The 16,074-nt window shown below is 63.3% G+C and carries 18 protein-coding genes and 1 pseudogene; 10 read left to right on the forward strand and 9 right to left on the reverse strand.

From position 1 onward, the window contains the following. Window positions 1–184: 184 nt before the first annotated feature. A complete protein-coding gene (locus ACVWZ4_RS26810) occupies window positions 185–466 on the reverse strand; it encodes a hypothetical protein (protein ID WP_456704037.1) in 282 nt (93 codons plus the stop codon). Window positions 467–590: 124 nt separating this feature from the next. Then, window positions 591–845: a hypothetical protein gene (locus ACVWZ4_RS26815; RefSeq protein ID WP_456704036.1), complete on the reverse strand. Its 255-nt coding sequence runs from the start codon at window positions 843–845 to the stop codon at window positions 591–593. A 307-nt stretch (window positions 846–1,152) separates the two neighbouring features. Here ACVWZ4_RS26815 and ACVWZ4_RS26820 point away from each other — a divergent pair, with 307 nt between their 5' ends. From ACVWZ4_RS26820 to ACVWZ4_RS26830, 3 genes are all read left to right on the forward strand, one after another. After that, window positions 1,153–1,596: a hypothetical protein gene (locus ACVWZ4_RS26820; RefSeq protein ID WP_456735415.1), complete on the forward strand. Its 444-nt coding sequence runs from the start codon at window positions 1,153–1,155 to the stop codon at window positions 1,594–1,596. 90 nt (window positions 1,597–1,686) lie between these two features. Beyond that, on the forward strand, window positions 1,687–2,565 hold the full coding sequence (locus ACVWZ4_RS26825; RefSeq protein ID WP_456741523.1) for a DMT family transporter: 879 nt from the start codon (window positions 1,687–1,689) through the stop codon (window positions 2,563–2,565). A gap of 88 nt (window positions 2,566–2,653) precedes the next feature. Beyond that, window positions 2,654–3,400, forward strand: a complete 747-nt coding sequence (locus ACVWZ4_RS26830) for a hypothetical protein (protein ID WP_456704033.1) — start codon at window positions 2,654–2,656, stop codon at window positions 3,398–3,400. A gap of 61 nt (window positions 3,401–3,461) precedes the next feature. Here ACVWZ4_RS26830 and ACVWZ4_RS26835 read toward each other — a convergent pair whose 3' ends face one another. The 3 genes from ACVWZ4_RS26835 to ACVWZ4_RS26845 all read right to left on the reverse strand — a co-directional run bounded on the left by ACVWZ4_RS26835 (window position 3,462) and on the right by ACVWZ4_RS26845 (window position 6,063). Further along, complete coding sequence (locus ACVWZ4_RS26835) at window positions 3,462–3,749, reverse strand: histone (protein ID WP_456735413.1); 288 nt, start codon at window positions 3,747–3,749, stop codon at window positions 3,462–3,464. 68 nt (window positions 3,750–3,817) lie between these two features. Then, window positions 3,818–5,260 (reverse strand): cryptochrome/photolyase family protein, encoded by a 1,443-nt coding sequence (locus ACVWZ4_RS26840; protein ID WP_456742271.1) that lies wholly within the window; start codon window positions 5,258–5,260, stop codon window positions 3,818–3,820. A 143-nt stretch (window positions 5,261–5,403) separates the two neighbouring features. Continuing rightward, window positions 5,404–6,063 (reverse strand): peroxiredoxin, encoded by a 660-nt coding sequence (locus ACVWZ4_RS26845; RefSeq protein WP_092238821.1) that lies wholly within the window; start codon window positions 6,061–6,063, stop codon window positions 5,404–5,406. A 392-nt stretch (window positions 6,064–6,455) separates the two neighbouring features. On the opposite strand from ACVWZ4_RS26845, the gene ACVWZ4_RS26850 reads away from it, so the two are divergent. Next, window positions 6,456–7,028, forward strand: a complete 573-nt coding sequence (locus ACVWZ4_RS26850) for a hypothetical protein (protein WP_456704031.1) — start codon at window positions 6,456–6,458, stop codon at window positions 7,026–7,028. Between the two features lie 45 nt (window positions 7,029–7,073). Here the strand turns inward: ACVWZ4_RS26850 and ACVWZ4_RS26855 are convergent. Beyond that, window positions 7,074–8,839: pseudogene (locus ACVWZ4_RS26855) on the reverse strand (alkaline phosphatase family protein). On the opposite strand from ACVWZ4_RS26855, the gene ACVWZ4_RS26860 reads away from it, so the two are divergent. Both ACVWZ4_RS26860 and ACVWZ4_RS26865 read left to right on the forward strand, forming a co-directional pair. Further along, window positions 8,745–8,942 carry a hypothetical protein gene (locus ACVWZ4_RS26860; RefSeq protein ID WP_456790519.1) on the forward strand — a complete coding sequence of 66 codons (198 nt, stop codon included), beginning with the start codon at window positions 8,745–8,747 and terminating at the stop codon, window positions 8,940–8,942. The pseudogene ACVWZ4_RS26855 and the gene ACVWZ4_RS26860 sit on opposite strands and share 95 nt — an antisense overlap. 1,199 nt (window positions 8,943–10,141) lie before the next feature. Continuing rightward, the gene (locus tag ACVWZ4_RS26865) at window positions 10,142–10,591 is read left to right on the forward strand and encodes a hypothetical protein (protein ID WP_456704029.1); all 450 of its coding nucleotides are present in this window, start codon (window positions 10,142–10,144) and stop codon (window positions 10,589–10,591) included. A 25-nt stretch (window positions 10,592–10,616) separates the two neighbouring features. Here ACVWZ4_RS26865 and ACVWZ4_RS26870 read toward each other — a convergent pair whose 3' ends face one another. Both ACVWZ4_RS26870 and ACVWZ4_RS26875 read right to left on the reverse strand, forming a co-directional pair. Continuing rightward, on the reverse strand, window positions 10,617–11,003 hold the full coding sequence (locus tag ACVWZ4_RS26870) for a hypothetical protein (RefSeq protein ID WP_456704028.1): 387 nt from the start codon (window positions 11,001–11,003) through the stop codon (window positions 10,617–10,619). 77 nt (window positions 11,004–11,080) lie between these two features. Then, window positions 11,081–11,923, reverse strand: a complete 843-nt coding sequence (locus ACVWZ4_RS26875) for a GNAT family N-acetyltransferase (protein WP_456741525.1) — start codon at window positions 11,921–11,923, stop codon at window positions 11,081–11,083. A gap of 122 nt (window positions 11,924–12,045) precedes the next feature. Between ACVWZ4_RS26875 and ACVWZ4_RS26880 the strand changes: the two genes are divergently transcribed. Then, window positions 12,046–12,750: an SDR family oxidoreductase gene (locus ACVWZ4_RS26880; RefSeq protein WP_456741526.1), complete on the forward strand. Its 705-nt coding sequence runs from the start codon at window positions 12,046–12,048 to the stop codon at window positions 12,748–12,750. A gap of 10 nt (window positions 12,751–12,760) precedes the next feature. On the opposite strand, the gene ACVWZ4_RS26885 is transcribed toward ACVWZ4_RS26880, so the two are convergent. Then, window positions 12,761–13,831: a serine hydrolase gene (locus ACVWZ4_RS26885; protein WP_456741527.1), complete on the reverse strand. Its 1,071-nt coding sequence runs from the start codon at window positions 13,829–13,831 to the stop codon at window positions 12,761–12,763. A 281-nt stretch (window positions 13,832–14,112) separates the two neighbouring features. On the opposite strand from ACVWZ4_RS26885, the gene ACVWZ4_RS26890 reads away from it, so the two are divergent. From ACVWZ4_RS26890 to ACVWZ4_RS26900, 3 genes are all read left to right on the forward strand, one after another. Then, complete coding sequence (locus ACVWZ4_RS26890; RefSeq protein ID WP_456741528.1) at window positions 14,113–14,517, forward strand: ArsR/SmtB family transcription factor; 405 nt, start codon at window positions 14,113–14,115, stop codon at window positions 14,515–14,517. A 2-nt stretch (window positions 14,518–14,519) separates the two neighbouring features. Continuing rightward, window positions 14,520–15,011 carry an SRPBCC family protein gene (locus tag ACVWZ4_RS26895; RefSeq protein WP_456704023.1) on the forward strand — a complete coding sequence of 164 codons (492 nt, stop codon included), beginning with the start codon at window positions 14,520–14,522 and terminating at the stop codon, window positions 15,009–15,011. A 201-nt stretch (window positions 15,012–15,212) separates the two neighbouring features. Continuing rightward, window positions 15,213–16,055 (forward strand): hypothetical protein, encoded by an 843-nt coding sequence (locus ACVWZ4_RS26900; protein ID WP_456741529.1) that lies wholly within the window; start codon window positions 15,213–15,215, stop codon window positions 16,053–16,055. The last annotated feature ends 19 nt before the right edge of the window (window positions 16,056–16,074 follow it).

Raw genomic sequence — 16,074 nt, forward strand, 5'->3', positions numbered from 1 at the left:
AAGATGTGCTTGCAGATTCTGCCCGCCCGCGGGCACCGGAATACTATCAAATCGGTCATCCGCGCAGCATGACGGCACGGCAAACTTCATCTTTGATCTAGATCAGTCTTGGAGTTGCTTCAGCTGCAGCGGACTCCAGCGCCATCTCGCAAAAGCGAAGGGGCCCAGAGGGCCCCTTCAAAACTCACCAGCGGCGGCCATAATATCCATAATAGCGCGGCCGATAGTAGCGCGGGCCGTAATAGCGTGGTGGCGCATAATATCCGGGGCCGTAACCGTAGCCGTAATAGACGTTCGGCTGCCACCAGCAGCGTCCCCAGGCATTGCAGACCGTGCGGGCCTGCTCGACGTCTGAGAGCTGCGGGGGCGCAGGTGCTGGCGCAACCGGCATGGCCGATGCGACCGACGACGATGCCGCGAGTGCACCGAGCAGGAACACGGCGACAAGGCCGATTTTAAGCTTCATATGTCTTCCTCCGCTTACGCGACACAGGGTATCGAAGGTGTTCTGATCAAATTGTGGCAGAACCGAAATGGAGTGCTGAGAGCAGATCCTCAGCTAGCCGCCCGCTTGGCTGTGGCCACGCCCCTCAGAAGCAGGGGTGGCGCCGCCTGTCCTGGCCGACATAGGCGGCAGCGCTCTGATAGCAGTGGTTGGTCGATGGGCCGTCGTAGAAGGCGAAGGTACCGGGCGTGATGCCCGGGCCGTAATTGTGCAGATAGCTGATCGGGTAGGGCAGCGGACTGGCGTAATAGCGGTGATGGCCCCTGGCCTCCGCGAGGCTGGGGACTAGAATTGCGGCCGACAAGGCAGCAACCGCGGCTACAAGCTTGAATTGGCTCATGTCGATTCTCCGGACCCACGCAAATCGGTCACCCATCTATAGCCATTTCGGACCGCCAGGGCACCCATCCGGGGCCCGGAAAGCGGGGTTAATCCCGCAGATTCCCGGGTGGGTGTGACAGAATTGCCGGAAGCGCGGTCGGGCCTGCCCATTTTTGGCCTTTTCGGGATGCTTAACGAATTCCCCACACAAGTATGGCCAAAGAGAATCCGGTCAAAGATTCCGCCCCCGGCTCCTTTGGGGATTTTCATTGAGGTCCTCTTCGAGGGGCCGGTACGTTCCTGCAAGGTTTTCATCGCAACCTGCCATGCGCATCACGCTCCTCAGCCTGCTGTTGCTCTTCGTCGCCGCCGCGCCCGCACGGGCTGAACTGCACATCACCCGCGACCACGGAGGCTACGTCGAAGAGTACAAAGCTAAGTACAAGCGCGTCCGCGACACCGGCGAGCGCGTGATCATCGACGGGATCTGCAACTCGGCCTGCACGCTCGTGCTCGGCATCGTGCCGCTGAACAAGATCTGCGTGACACCAAAGGCGAGTCTCGGCTTCCACCAGGCCTATTACGACAAGGCATTCACCTTTGGAATCAAGGTCACCAGCGCAGCGGGGACCTCCGACCTGATGTCCTACTACCCTGACACGGTGAAGGACTGGATTCGCCGCAATGGCGGGCTGACCACCGACATGAAGAAGATCAAGAACGGGGTCGAGCTCTGGAAGATCATCGATCCCTGTCCGGAAGAGTGGTGATGGGCTGAGCTGAGCGGCTGTGCACCGTCGCAGCGCAGCATCAGAAATTCACATTGCCGCACCGTCGCCGCTCGGGCAATGAGGCGGCAAATGAATCATCATCACGATCATCTGGCCGCGCGCGCAGCGCCTGTCCTGTTCGTCCTGCTCTGGAGCACCGGCTTCATCGGCACCAAATACGTCATCAACAACGCCGATCCCTTGACCTATCTCGCCATCCGTATGGCGGTGGTGGTCGGGTTGATGGCGATCATCGCCGGCATTACCCGCCCGAAATGGCCTGATCGAGTCGGTATCGCGCACAGCGCGGTCGCCGGCATACTCGTCCACGGCTTCTATCTCGGCGGCACCGCGATCGCGATCGCGCATTCGATTCCGGCAGGCCTCTCCGCGCTCATTCCGGGCCTGCAGCCGATTCTGACCTCGACCATCGCCAATCGCTGGCTCGGCGAGAAGGTGAGGCCGGTGCAGTGGGCAGGTCTCGTGCTCGGGCTCGGCGGCGTGGCCCTGATTCTGCACGAGCGCCCGATGACTGGCGAAGCCGGACCGGGCTGGCTCGCCTCAGTGGTGTCGCTGGTCAGCATCACGCTCGGCACGCTGTATCAGCGCCGCTTCTGCAGTCACATCGACTGGCGGGCCGGCAATCTCGTGCAATATGTGGCGGTCACCATCTTCTTCACAGCCGGCGCCCTTTTGTTCGAGGACCGGGTCGTGCACTGGACGCGCGAGTTCGTGCTCGCGCTCAGTTGGCTCGCGATCGCACTTTCGATCGGATCGATCAGCCTTTTGTACTGGCTCATCCGTCACGCTGCGGCGACATCGGTTGCGAGCCTGTTTTATCTGGTGCCCGCCGTGACCGCGCTGATGGCTTATGTGCTGTTCGGCGAGAAGCTCGATGCTCTGGCGATCGCCGGGATGACGATGTGCGCGGCCGCGGTGTTCGTGGTCAACCGACGCTTCGGCTCCTAAGCCACGCCGCCGGAATACATCCCTGGCGTGCCGAGGGCATCGTGATAGGCTGATCGCAATTCAGCTGAACTCTCACGCGGTGATTTCCATGAAGAAGAAGGCGAAGCGAGCACTGCTCGGCCGTTCCCTGAAGCCGGTCCGGATTGCCTGCATCAACCACGCTGACGAGACGATCGACAGCGGCATGATGGGCAAACTCACCGCGGCGCTGCAAAAATGCTATGATGAGCACTTCCTGCCGGTCTGGGGCTATCCCGTCGATCTCTACGTGACGCGCAAACCGAAACACACCGACTGGCAGCTCGTCTATTTCGACGACGCCTCCGACAAGAACATGCTCGGGCGGCACGAGCTGACGTATCAGGGCCAGCCGATCTCGAAGATCTTCGTCAAGGCGCTCGGCGACGAGCCGGTCAGCATGGCGGCGTCACACGAGCTGTTCGAGATGGTGCTCGATCCCCTGGCCAATCTCTGGGCCGACAAGGACCGGAACACCCAATACGCCTACGAGGTCTGCGACGCCGTGGAGGAGGATGGCTTCCTCGTCAGCGGTTTCCCGATGTCGAACTTCGTCTATCCGTCCTGGTTCGAACCCATCAAGCATCCCCGCGGTACCAGGTTCGACCACAACGGTACGCTGAAGGCGCCGTTCTCGATGACCGAAGGCGGCTACGTCATCAAGAAGGTCAAGGGCAGGAAGGTGATCAAGGCGTTCGGCTCACCTGCGAAGCGGCGGCGTTTCAACGCTGAAGACCGGCGCGGCCATCGCAGCGAGTTTCGCGATCCGAAAGGGAAGCATCATCCGGGCAGGCGCGCAGCCAAAAAGCAGGGATAGAGGTTCGCAGGAGCGGTCTCCGGGCGGGCCCGCACCCGGAGACATCATCCAAGCGCTGTGATCAGCGCTTGGCCTTCTTGGCCTTCTTTTTCGACTTGGCCGCGGCCTTCTTCGCGGATTTCTTCACCGCCTTCTTGGTCGCTTTCTTCGAGGACTTCTTTGCAGCCTTGTTCGAAGACTTCTTGGCGGCCTTCTTCTTGGACGCCTTCTTCGGCGCGACTTTCTTTGCGACCTTCTTGGTTGCCTTCTTCACCTTCTTCACGGCGGCGACGGCGGCGTCCTTGGTCGCTTCCACTGCGGTGGTGATCGTCTCCATGGCCTGCTCGGAGATCGGCTTGTCGTCGTCCATATCGTGTCCCCCACGGTTTGCATGGAGCGATGACGATAGCGGGTTTCATGATTGTGTCAAAGCAAGGCTCAACCTTTGCGGATCGTTGCGTAAGCGGCGAGCGCTCGCTCGCGTCCCTTGGCGTGGTCGATGATCGGGTGCGGATAGGTCTTGCCGAGCGTCACGCCAGCGCTCGCAAGCTCGATGGGCGTCGCCTGCCAAGGCCGATGGATCAACTTCGCCGGCAGGTCTTTCAGCTCCGGCACCCAGCGCCGGACATAGGTTCCGTCAGGGTCGAACTTCTCGCCTTGAAGCACCGGATTGAACACGCGGAAATAGGGGGCGGCGTCGGCACCGCAGCCGGCGACCCATTGCCAGTTGGCAGGGTTGCTGCCGGCATCCGCATCGACCAGCGTGTCCCAGAACCACGCCTCGCCGTCGCGCCAGTCGATCAGCAGATGCTTGACCAGGAACGAGGCGACCACCATCCGCACGCGGTTGTGCATGACGCCGGTGTGCCAGAGCTCGCGCATGCCGGCATCGACGAGGGGATAACCGGTGCGGCCGCGCTGCCAGGCGGCGAGCGCCTTGTTATCGGGCTTCCAGGGAAAGTTGTCGAAGTTGGTTTGCAGGCTCTCGGTGGCGAGGTTCGGGTGATCGTGGAGGAGGTGGCGGCAGAACTCGCGCCAGCCGAGCTCGCTCAGAAACTTGTCGATACCCAAGCTGAGCGCCGGATTCTCGGCCGCGGCGAAGCGCGCCGCGTGGAAGACCTGGCGCGGGCTGAGCTCGCCGAATCGCAAATGCGGCGACAGGCCTGAGGTGCCCTGGCGATCTGGGCGGTCGCGGTCGCCCCTATAGGTGCGCGCGGTGTGCTTGAGGAAGTCGCGCAGGCGGGCGCGGGCCGACGCCTCACCCGGCGTCCTGCTCTCACGCAGGCCGCCGGCCCAGTCCGGCTTGCTCGGCTCGAGCATCCAGCTCTCCAGCCTGTCGCTCGCGATTTTCGCTCCGGGGCGAAGCTGCTTCGGTGCGGGCAAGGGCTTGGGCGGATCGCCGAGCGACAGCACCCGCTGCCAGAACGGCGTGAACACACGCAAGCCCCGGCCTTCCTTGTTGCGGATGGCCGATGGCGGGACGAGCAGGTCGCCGGGGAAACTTTGCGAGCCCACGCCGAGCTTTGCCAGCGCCGCCTCGAGCTGTTTCTCGACCGCCTGATGCGGGGACTGAGCGATGATATTCCAATGGACCGAACCGGCGCCGCTGTCGCGAGCCACTTTCGGGATCACCCTGGCCGCCGGTCCCTTGCGCAGGACAAGCGATCCGCCACGGGCCGCGATGTCCGTGCCGAGCGCCCGGAGTGACTGCGCCAGCCACCATCGCGCCGCGCCGCCGGGCGCACGGCCGGCCGCATCGTCCAGCACATAGAGGCAGATTACCGGCGCGCCGGATTTGGCGGCGGCGTGGAGGGCGGGGTGATCCGACAGGCGAAGGTCGTCGCGAAACCAGACGATGACAGGCGGGGGGCTTGGCGGGATCAGAGCGTGTCCTTGTTTACGTCTTGGAAATCGTCGAGCGTACGGGCTGTGAACCACCGCTAAAGGGGCGCCAGCGGGCGGCGTAAGGTCTAACTCGTCGTTCCGGGGCCGATGCTGACGCATCGCCCCGGAATGACAGGTAGTTATTTCGGCTGCGGCACGATGCGGATGTAGGGCTTCGGCTCCTTCCAGCCCTGCGGGTAGATCGTCTTGGCCTCGTCGTTGGAGACCGAGCCCGCGATGATGACGTCCTCACCTTGCTTCCAGTCCGAAGGCGTCGCGACGCGATGCTTGGCGGTGAGCTGGAGCGAGTCGATCACGCGCAGGATCTCCTGGAAGTTTCGGCCTGTGGTCATCGGATAGACCAGCACCAGCTTGATCTTCTTGTCCGGCCCGATGATGAAGACGTTGCGGACGGTCTGGTTGTCGGCGGCGGTGCGGGTGAGGGGATCGCCCGAGATCGCGGCCGGCAGCATGCCGTACAGCTTCGAGACGTTGTAATCGGTATCGCCGATCATCGGGTAGTTCGGGGCAGCGCCTTGCGTCTCCTTGATGTCTTCAGACCATTTCGAGTGGCGATCGACCGGGTCGACCGAGAGGCCCATCAATTTGACGCCGCGCTTGTCGAACTCCGGCTTCAATTTGGCGAGGGCGCCGAGCTCGGTGGTGCAAACCGGCGTGAAGTCCTTCGGGTGCGAGAACAGCAGCGCCCAGCTGTTGCCGATCCAGTCATGGAACTTGATCTTCCCTTCGGTGGTCTCAGCTTCGAAGTCGGGGGCGGTGGCGCCGATCGGAAGTGTCATGGTTCTACCTCATCGCTTTGAATTTACTCAAAAATTCTGGCTTGCCGTAATTCCCCATTATATGGACTTGACGATCCCAAGTGAACGCCAACTGAACTGCTTCAAGTAAAATGTGAATTCCTGCTCTGAACGCCTGATTTCTCAGCACAATTTTGTTACGGCGCTCCCTGCGGCGAAACATCTCCACCGGGGCTTCACGGTCTCGATTGCCCCGATAAAGCCGTTTATGACCCGCATCACGCCCGCCCGACGCTCTTCGGAACCGAAATGGTCCTCGCAGCGACCAATCGGCAACCATTGAGAAATGTCGCGATCCGCATATCGAATCATTAACCACCCCTTTACGCCCGCATGAAAATGCTGGTCGATCAGAAGAAATCTGGAAGTGAACTATGTCTGCCGCACTGCTGAAGTCCGTTGAGTCGCCCTCCCTCGAACCGTCCTGCCGCGATACCGCGGCCCATGCGCTTTCCGTCGTGCGCGATGGCGTGATCACGGGCGAAGGTCCGACCACCAAGGGAAGGGTGCACTTTTCCCGGTCGCTCGATTCCGATGATGCCGCCTGGTGCGCCCGCATCCTGACCGCCACCGCCGTCAACGACCAGCCGATCAGCCGCGCCGAAGCCGAGGCGCTGTTCGAGATCAACGAAGCCGCGACCGAACGTGCCGATGGCGGCCGGTTCGACGATTTGCTCACCAAGGCCGTTGCCCATTACGCAGCGAGCGCCTCAGGGCTGAAGGTGCCCCCGCGCAGCGTCGCGCTGGCTCAGGACACCGACATCGAGAGCTGGGCGCCATCCTATGCCTCCAAGGTCAACAGCGAGATGCTGGAATGGATCGCCGGCCAGATGCGCGGCAAGCGCCACAACAATCGTCGCCTGATGGCGATGGTGGCGACCTTCCTGGGCGCCACCGCGCTGCCTCTGGCGGGCCAATTGCCTAACGTCTTCGACATTGGCATGTGATTGAAGCTTTCGCGCCCTCATTGAGGGCGCGAATGAAGCGGCGGGCTATTGCCCCGCCGTTTTTTGTTTGCCGGCTTCAGGCTCGAGGCCCAGCGTGCGGCCCGGGAATCCGGCGGCGTCGAAATAGCGCTGGCTTCCGACGCGCTGGACGTTGAGCACGGTCTCCAGACCATTCTCGGACTTCTTCTTCGACTTCTCGACCGCCTTGTACGCCTTCGGCACGAGGCCGTTGGGCAGTGCTTCCGACATTACCCGGCCGACCAGGCCGCCATTCTGCGAGCCGCGCAGGCCGAGAAGCTGGGCCGCGGTCATGCCGACGTCGGCATTGCTGACCGGCAGCTCGTCGACGAACCCGGCTTTGAAGTCCGGACCGATCGCAGCCATGAAGTTGTAGGTGTCGCCGCGGCTGAAGCTGCCGTGCATGCCCTGGCCCTGGCGCAGCACGGTATCGGCCACCTGCACGGAGCAATTGGTCGGCGCCTCGCCGCATTCGCTGGCATAGGAGCGGAAGTTGACCACGATCGCAGGCGTCGGCGTCGCCGCCTTGCCGCGCAGATTGATGCTCGACAGCGGCAGGGTGCCGGGGATGCGGCCGAGCTGGTCGTCGACGAACAGGCCCGAGACGTAGTCCTGCTCCAGCAGCGCCTTCACCGTCCTGGCCGCCAGCTTCTTGTCCTTGTTCGGCAGGTAGATCAGGTCCGAGCCGCCATTGGTGGCGACGACGAGATCGGGCCTGGTCGGATCCTTGCCGAGCACGCCGTTGCCGGCCTTCGGATGGGCGTTGCCGGTGACGGCCGCGTTCTTGTCGTTGGGGTCGAACAGCGGCAGGTCGAGCGCTTTCGCAAGATCGATCGCCAGGAAGCCCATCGGCAAGAAGTCCTTCGGCGTGTCGTCATAGCTGATCCTGACCGAGGGGCTGGTGTTGCTCTCTTTCGAGATGGTCGAGAAGCCGTGGTCGGCCTGGATCATGATGTTGGTGTTGGCGGCGAGCCCAAGCTCGTCCAGCGCCTTGCGGATCTGGGCGAGGTTGTTGTCGGCGTTCTTGATGCTCGCCATCGTGCTCGGGCCGTTGATGCCGGGCAGGATCTGATTGAGGCTGTCGCCCTGGTTGTGCTGGGTGCCGTCAGGGTCGCGGGACCAGAACACCAGCACGAACGGCTTGTTGCGCGCCTTGAACATCGGCAGCACCACCTTGGTGGCGACGTCGGCGAAATAGGCCTGCTGCACCAAATTGGCCGTGGTGGTGCCGGGCGTCCTGGCATCGCCCGCCTTGCCGTTGTCGCCGCGGCCGGGAGCGGTGAGGGCGAGACCTGCCTTGGTCAGCGCGTCCTTCATCTCGTCCGACAGCGCGACGCCGGCCTTGCCTCCGGTGGAATCGTCGATGATGATCGAGTGCTTGCCCGTCTTCTCCGGATGATCGGTGTGGTCCCACTGATAGGTGGGGCCGACCTTGCCGATTGCCGCGGTGCTGAGGCCCTTGTCGCGGGCCATCTTCAAAACGGTCTCTTCGTTGAGATAGTTGCCCTTGAAATGCTCGTCGATGTCGCCGAGGACGGCGTCGTTCTCGATGAAGGGGACCACGGTGTCGCCGGCCGGACCTGAGATGTAGTTGGCCCAGATCGTATTGGAGTACACGCCGGTGTCGCCGAGATAATGGCCGGTCGACATCGCCGAGCCGTTGGCCATGGTGAAGGTGGGGACAGCGAGTGCGAGTTCTTGAAGTTCACGCCCTTGTCGCGCACCTCGGCCATGGCGGGTGCGGTTTCGGGGGTGATCTTCAGCGCGCGCAGCCCGTCGGGAATGAACAGGATCAGGTTGCGGGGCGTGTTGTTCTCGGCGAAGGCAAATCCGGTGGACAGCACTGTCAGTCCGGCTGACAGCAACACCAGTGAACGGCGCATCAAAATCTCCTAGCGACGAAGCGGCTCGGCCGCCGAACCGCGGCCCCCGAGCAATCGTTTAGTTTTGCAGTACGACAGTTTTGTTACAGGAGCGGATCGGCACGCCAGAAGTGGTGGAGGAGGTGGGGAGAGGTCAGCGGACTTGTCATTGCGGGGTAGGGAGGCTCTCGTGTCCCGGACGCGCTGCAATGCGTAGCATTGCTGCGCAGAGCCGGGACCCAGGAAAGCCATCGAGTTCGCTGCCGCACGGGCCCCGGCTGTGCAGTGCATCACTTCGTGCTGCGCAGCGTCCGGGGGCACGAGAGCGCAGTTTCCGCGCACATCTGCTTCCACATCGCGAGCGCAGCGAAGCAATCCAGAATCCCTCCGCGGATACATTTCTGGATTGCTTCGCTGCGCTTGCAACGACGGAGTATGCGGCAACGACTTCGCTCCTTCGATTCGCATCTTCATTGCAGACACAGCTTCGCATCCTCGCGGCACGTCGCCCGAGCTTTGCTTTGTCGCCTACCCTCAGATGAAAGAGGGCGCAGGGAAGACCGGGTGCTGACCTCGCACCCGCGGTCCACTGTGCGATCTAGTTGCGCTACAAGAGGCTGCACAGCGGCATACAGGTGAAGCCCAAACATCCGGCCTTCCCTGCGCAGTGGTTTGACGGCTTATGTCGTGATCTCCCCGGGGAGCGATGCACTATTGCCCCCGTCGGCTCGCAGATGACTGACACGAGGGCCCGGTTGGGCCACACGCGTCACCACGAGCCTTGACGCACAGACTCCGGGCGCCAGGACCACACGATTTTGCCGTACGCGGATCACACCGGTCGTTTGCGCGACGCTTTGCTCACGGTTGCCCGCCCTGCAGAACCCTTCGCGCCGATGCGGCCCACGCCCACCGCCGTCCGGCCCGCGTCGTGACGATCGCGATACGCCCCTCTTCCATGGGCCGGGTTGCCGCGACACATACGCCGTTTCCGAATTTCGGTAAAGTGGAATATTTTCGGATGCGCGGATTGCCCCACGGCTGGGGTGTTTTGCCCGACAGGCAACACCGGATCTTGAGCCATGGTCGCCGAATATCCCTGGCGTTCCGCCGCACCCGGTTCCCCGTTAATCCCGTGCCTTAACCAATAATTAATTATAGGTTTGCGGGCGGATGACGGACCGGCCTAGCGTGCAATGGGGAGCGCGAAGCCAAACGAGTGTGGTGCGTATCATGATGTCGAGATCACACGGGGCCTTGCTCGCCTCGTTCAGCACAGCCGCGCTGCTCCTTGGCGCCGGCGACAGTTTTGCACGACCGGGCGGTGTCGCCCCCCACGGGTTCGCCGCAGTGCGGTCCGGCGCGATGGCGCATCCGCCGATCGGGCCGGGCGCGCGGTTCCGCGGCCGCAACTTCAACAATCCCTGGGTCTACTGGCCGGGCGGCGGCGGCTTCTTCAACGACGGTGCGGCGTACAGCGAACCGTTCGCCGGTGCCGGGCCCGTCGCCAACGACGTTCGCTACACCTACACCTACGACGTTCCCTGGGACTGGGCGCATCGTTTCCCGCCGAACGTCGTGCCCTCCGACCGGCCCTATGTATCGAGTTGTCCGACGGAGCAGGTGACGGTACCCGGCCGTGGTGGTGCCGAGCACACCGTCAACATCACGCGCTGCTACTAGGCAACGCACGGTTTTTCACGGCTCGCTACGGAATGCCTGCCGCTGCCGCCTGGTCGCGGTCGGACTGCTTTCGCCTGACATTCGCGAGCTCGCGGCTGCAAGCCGCAAATGCGCTCGTCTCCGACCGCAGCCCGAATTGCCCGCAGACATCCCGATCCTCATCGGCAATGACACGTGCGAGCTCCGCCCTGGCGGCCTCCCGCATCGCAGGCGCCGAGACGAGCGTATGAAGCCCGAGGGCGGTCACGACGGCAAGCACCAACGCGGCCGCGATTCCGAGGCGCTGTGTGTCATCGGCCGTGGGCTGAGAAAAACGAGCCTTGGTTCTGGATTCGGGCATGAATGCTCCCGCATAAAATATCGACGATAAAATGATGATCGAGCCGTCCGACAAAATCGGCGGATGCAACACGATACACGGCACGTCGCCGCGGGGACGTGAAGCAGATTACAAATTTCAAGCCGGAACGGACTAACTCAAAATGGGTACTACCCCAGTTCAAAACTGGTTACTCCGAACACGCGGTCGAGCCGCAGTGACGCGATCGGTCCAGTGTACATTCGTGCCGTTTCGAATGTCGGCTTCAGCTTGAGCGATTCCGCAAGCGCTATAGCATCGCGGTTCACAGCGGGTGTGTCGAGCACAATCTCGTTGCTTCCGGGGCTCGCCAGCAACGCCTGCAACACAGCCTCCGCAGCGGCGCGGTCATCGGCTACCAGCGGGCCGATCTTGCGGCCGGTCCGGCAGGGCCGGATCACGCCCCACGCGGTAAGCTTGCCGTCCCGCATGAGTGCGCGGCCAACGTGTCCAGGTGAGTTGATCCAGGCGCGCAGGAAGGCCGGGCGCGGGGCAGGGAAGACGGTGGCGTCGACGGCTTGCACAAGCCCGAATGGGATCGTGTCGAGCGCAACAACCCCGGCGGGCGGCTTCGCCGGCGCGGCAACGGTGCCGCTGTAGCGGATATTGGCGTAAGCCAGCTGGAAGCCGGACTTCCTGTAATTGTCCTGCTGTGCCACGACTCCGTCCAGACCCATCACGCGTGAGCCCGCGTGCGCAATCGCGGCATTCCAGATTCGAAGGCCGTGACCCCTGCCGCGAAAGCCTGGCCGCACGATGTAGAAGCCGAGGAAGGCGAAGCTGTCGTCGTAGGTGACGCAGGAGACGGTTGCGACTGGCGCGCCGTCGATCTCGCCGACGAAGAAACCTCGCGCATCAGGGATTGCGAAACAGGCCGCATCGGCAAAGCCGGGATTCCAGCCCTCGGCCGCAGCCCAGTCGATCGCGACGGAGATCTCGTCGGGCCGCAAATTGCGGATCTGCAAATCGCTCATGTCGCGTGGCCTCGCGGCAATGGACCTTTGGACAAGTCCGGCTGTAGAAGGTCTGATGATTGGCTGAGCCATAGCGACTGAACCTTGGGCTCGCCTCAACGCTATCACAGGGATATCAGGTCATGGCAGCAGAGAAAGTCGCACTCGTCACCGCAGGCGGCAGCGGCATGGGAGCTGGGGCCGCGCGGCGGCTCGCAGCCGACGGCTTCCGCATCGCGATCCTGTCGTCCTCCGGCAAGGGCGAGGCGCTCGCGGCCGAACTCGGCGGGTTCGGTGTGACCGGCTCGAACAAGTCCAAAGACGATCTGAAACGCCTCGTCGACGGGGCGCTGGGAAAATGGGGGCGAATCGACGTGCTGGTCAACAGCGCCGGTCATGGGCCGCGCGCCGCCATCACCGAAATTACCGACGAGCAGTGGCATCTCGGCCTCGACACCTATCTGCTTAACGTCATCCGTCCGGTCAGGCTGGTGCTGCCGGTGATGCAGGCGCAGAAGGGCGGCGCCATCATCAATATCTCGTCCGCCTGGGCGTTCGAACCCAGTTCGATGTTTCCGACCTCCGCGGTGTTCCGTGCAGGCCTTGCTGCCTTCACGAAGATCTTCACCGACACCCATGCGGCCGACAACATCCGCATGAACAACGTGCTGCCGGGCTGGATCGACAGCCTGCCGCAGACCGACGCGCGCCGCGACAGCGTGCCGCTGAAACGCTACGGCAAGGTGGAGGAGATCGCGGCGACGATCTCGTTCCTGGCTTCCGACGGCGCGGCCTACATCACAGGGCAGAACATCCGCGTCGACGGCGGACTGACGCGCTCGGTGTAACGCGGGTGATTCACTGCGCTGCCACCAGCCGGGCGAGCGCGGGCAGGATCTTGTAGCGGGCGATCTCGTGCGGATAATCGCCACGATTGGCGAGCAGCACGATGCCGATCCGGTGTGCGGGTACGAGGCCCATATAGCCCGACGCATTGTTGAGGCCGCCGGGCTTGTCGACGACGGTGACACCGGGCAGATGTACGGTCTCCCACGCCATGGCTTGCCCGAACGTAGCCTGCTCAAATGTCTGGTCGACGCGGAAACTTTCGCGCTGTGTCAACCGCAGCGCCTCGCGCAAGTGTGGATCGATCGAGCGGCCGTCGACGCTCGCCGCGACGAAGGTGGAGAGGTCCCGCGCGGACGAGAACATCTGGCCGGTGCCGGGGAAATCGAAATAGCTCTGCTGGTTGCCGATCGGGCCGATGGCGGTGCCCTGGTGGGAGTAGCCCTGCGCTATCAGCCGCATCGCAGCCTCGTCCATGATCGCGCGATTGTCCGCTCCGCGCTCGGGTAGGAACGTCGCGTGCATGCCGAGCGGCGTGAGGACGCGGCTCTCGATCAGCTTCGCGATCGGCGTGCGGTAGCAGCGCTCGAGCACCAGCTGAAGCAGCACATAGCCGGCATGGCTGTAGATGCGCTGCTTGCCGGGCCTGATGCCCGGGGGCGGCACGAAGGCGTTGAGCATCTCGATGAATTGCGCCTGCGAGTAGGAATCATCAGGCCAGGGCGGGTGATCGGTCGGCAGCAACAGTCCTGACGTATGCGTGGCGAGCTCGCCGACAGTGATGTGTCGGACGTAGTCGCCCGTGAGCTCCGGCAGGTATTTCGGCAGGGGATCGTCGCGCCGCAGCTCGCCGCAGAGGATGCCTGATGCCGCCAGCGCCGCCTCGAACGGTTTTCGCAAGGAGGCGAGGTTGAACAGCGTGTCCGGCGTCACCGGCCGCTTGGTGGCATCGTCGGCAAAGCCGTAGGTGAAGAATTCGACGTGCCCGCCGGCGTACAGCGCGGCGGCGAGGCCGCCCGGATGGTCCGGGGTCGCTGTGGGCGCGAGCTCGGCGGCGACGATATCGCGCATCTGCGCGATCATGTCCGAATCCGCCGAGGCGCGAGGCGGCCCGGCAAAAGTCGCCGCAAAGGGCAGAAGAGCGGCGCGGGCGAGGGATCGCCTGGTGATTTGCGGTGAGATGACAACGGACGTCACGTTCTCTCTGATGATGCGATGGGGCCCCGGTGACGATCTTAGCGGGGCGGGCTTGGCGTCCAATTCACGATTGCGCGTTGTCGGTTCCACTTGGTGCAACCCATAAAACTTAGCCTGTCGGCTAACAATTCTTGACGCCGGATCGCGATGGTCCTATAGTTAGCTGCATGGCTAACCAAACATCCCAGCTCGATCAGGTTTTCGCAGCACTTGCCGACCCCACGCGGCGGGCCATCGTGATGCGGCTCTGTGCCGGCGAGGCCTCGGTCGGTGAGCTCGCCGGACCCTTCGACATGGCGCTTCCGAGCCTCATGAAGCACATCCACGTGCTGGAGACGTGCGGTCTCGTGTTGTCGGAGAAGGAGGGTCGCGTGCGCACCTGCCGCGTCAGCCCGGACGCGCTCCTCAGTGCGGAAGACTGGTTCCAGCACCAGCGCGCGATCTGGGAGGCAAGGCTCGATCGGTTCGAGGCCTATGTGATGAAGCTCAGGAAGGAGAGGGCGGCTGCCAAGCGGCCGTCGAAGACGACCGAGAAGACCAACAACAAGCCAAGCAAACGGAAAGGTACCTGACAATGACGAATGCTGCCAATGCCGCCCTGTCGCAATGGTCGATGGACCGCGAGATCGTGATGTCGCGCGTGATCGACGCGCCGCGCGACTTGGTGTTCGAGGCATGGTCCGATCCCAAGCACCTGCCGCAATGGTTCGGACCGAAGGGATTCAAGATCGAGACCTTCGAGATCGACGTGCGGGTCGGCGGCGTCTGGCGCTTCAACATGATCGGCCCCGACGGCACCGTGTATCCGAACCGCATGCGCTTTCGTCGGATCGAGCGGCCATCCTTCATGGAGATGGACCACGGCGGCGACCAGGACGACGACCCCGGCATGTTCCGCTTCACCATCACCTTTGCCGAGCAGGCCAACGGCAAGACCGTGCTGATGATGCGGCAGCTGGCGGCGAGCACCGAGCAGCGCGACGGCATGATCGGCTTTGGCGCCGTCGAATATGGCTACCAGACGCTGGACAAGCTCGCGGCCTATGTCGGCGGGCTGAGGAGATAGGAACGCGTGAGTCCCGGGGGCCCGCGACGGAGCGCCCCCGGCATCTTCTCGGAAACGCCGAAACGTCGTCGCGTTCGCGATTATGACAACGCGCGGGCGAATTATGACAGTGGCGTCACGCAGATTTTTGTCGCGTGGAACAATGGATATATGACAGAATTGCTACCGTTGGATGTCATCTCGACGACAGCGGAGCTCATCATGTTGCGGTGGCAGGCGCGGTCAAATCCCCTCGCATGGTGGTGGGGGTCCCTGACGCTTGTCAGTGCGGCGAATATCCTCGTCTGGTTCATGCTGTACCGCGAGTTCTATCCGAGCGTGGCCGGCAGTGTCGTCGGCGGTTCGGATATCGGGCTGATGTTCCTGCTGTGCGCGGGCTATGTGTTCGGCTGCGCCTTCCGTTCGGTGCTGCCGCGCGCCGACGTGCAGCGCATTTGCCTGTTCGACACCTGGTTGTCGAGCGTGTTCATCGGCCGCACCGTCGCGACCGTGGCCGAGGTCTGCTTCGCCGCGCAATGGGCGATCATCCTGCATCAGCTCGGCCGCATGGCGGGCGCGGAGACCGCGGTGAACATCGCGCTCGTGATCGTGCCTGTCATCATCATCGCGGAGTGTTTCTCCTGGTACGCGGTGGTGACCACCAACTTCCTGTTCAACGCGATCGAGAACTCCCTGTGGGCGGTGACCTTCTTCCTCGCCGGCATCGCGCTGTGCCGGCTGATGCCGGAATTCCAGGGGCCTGTGCGCTGGGCGCTGATCGCGGGAATCGTCGGCATCGCCTGCTTCCTCGCCTTCCTCGTCACCGTCGACGTGCCGATGTATCTCAGCCGCTGGCGGGCAGGGCATCAAGAGGGCGGCAGGTTCCTCGGCTTGCTCGAGGGCCTGCATGACGTCTCGACGCGCTGGGTGGTGACCCACGACATCGCGCATTGGAAGGGCGAGCTGACCTGGATGTTCCTGTACTTCAGCGCCGCCGTGTGGTCGAGCCTCGCGCTCTGCGCGCTCTATGCGATGGAAGGCTATCTCACGCGCTATCTCGCCTGACGCTCACGCGTCGGCGAGA

It is taken from the genome of Bradyrhizobium sp. USDA 4472 (genome assembly GCF_054058595.1).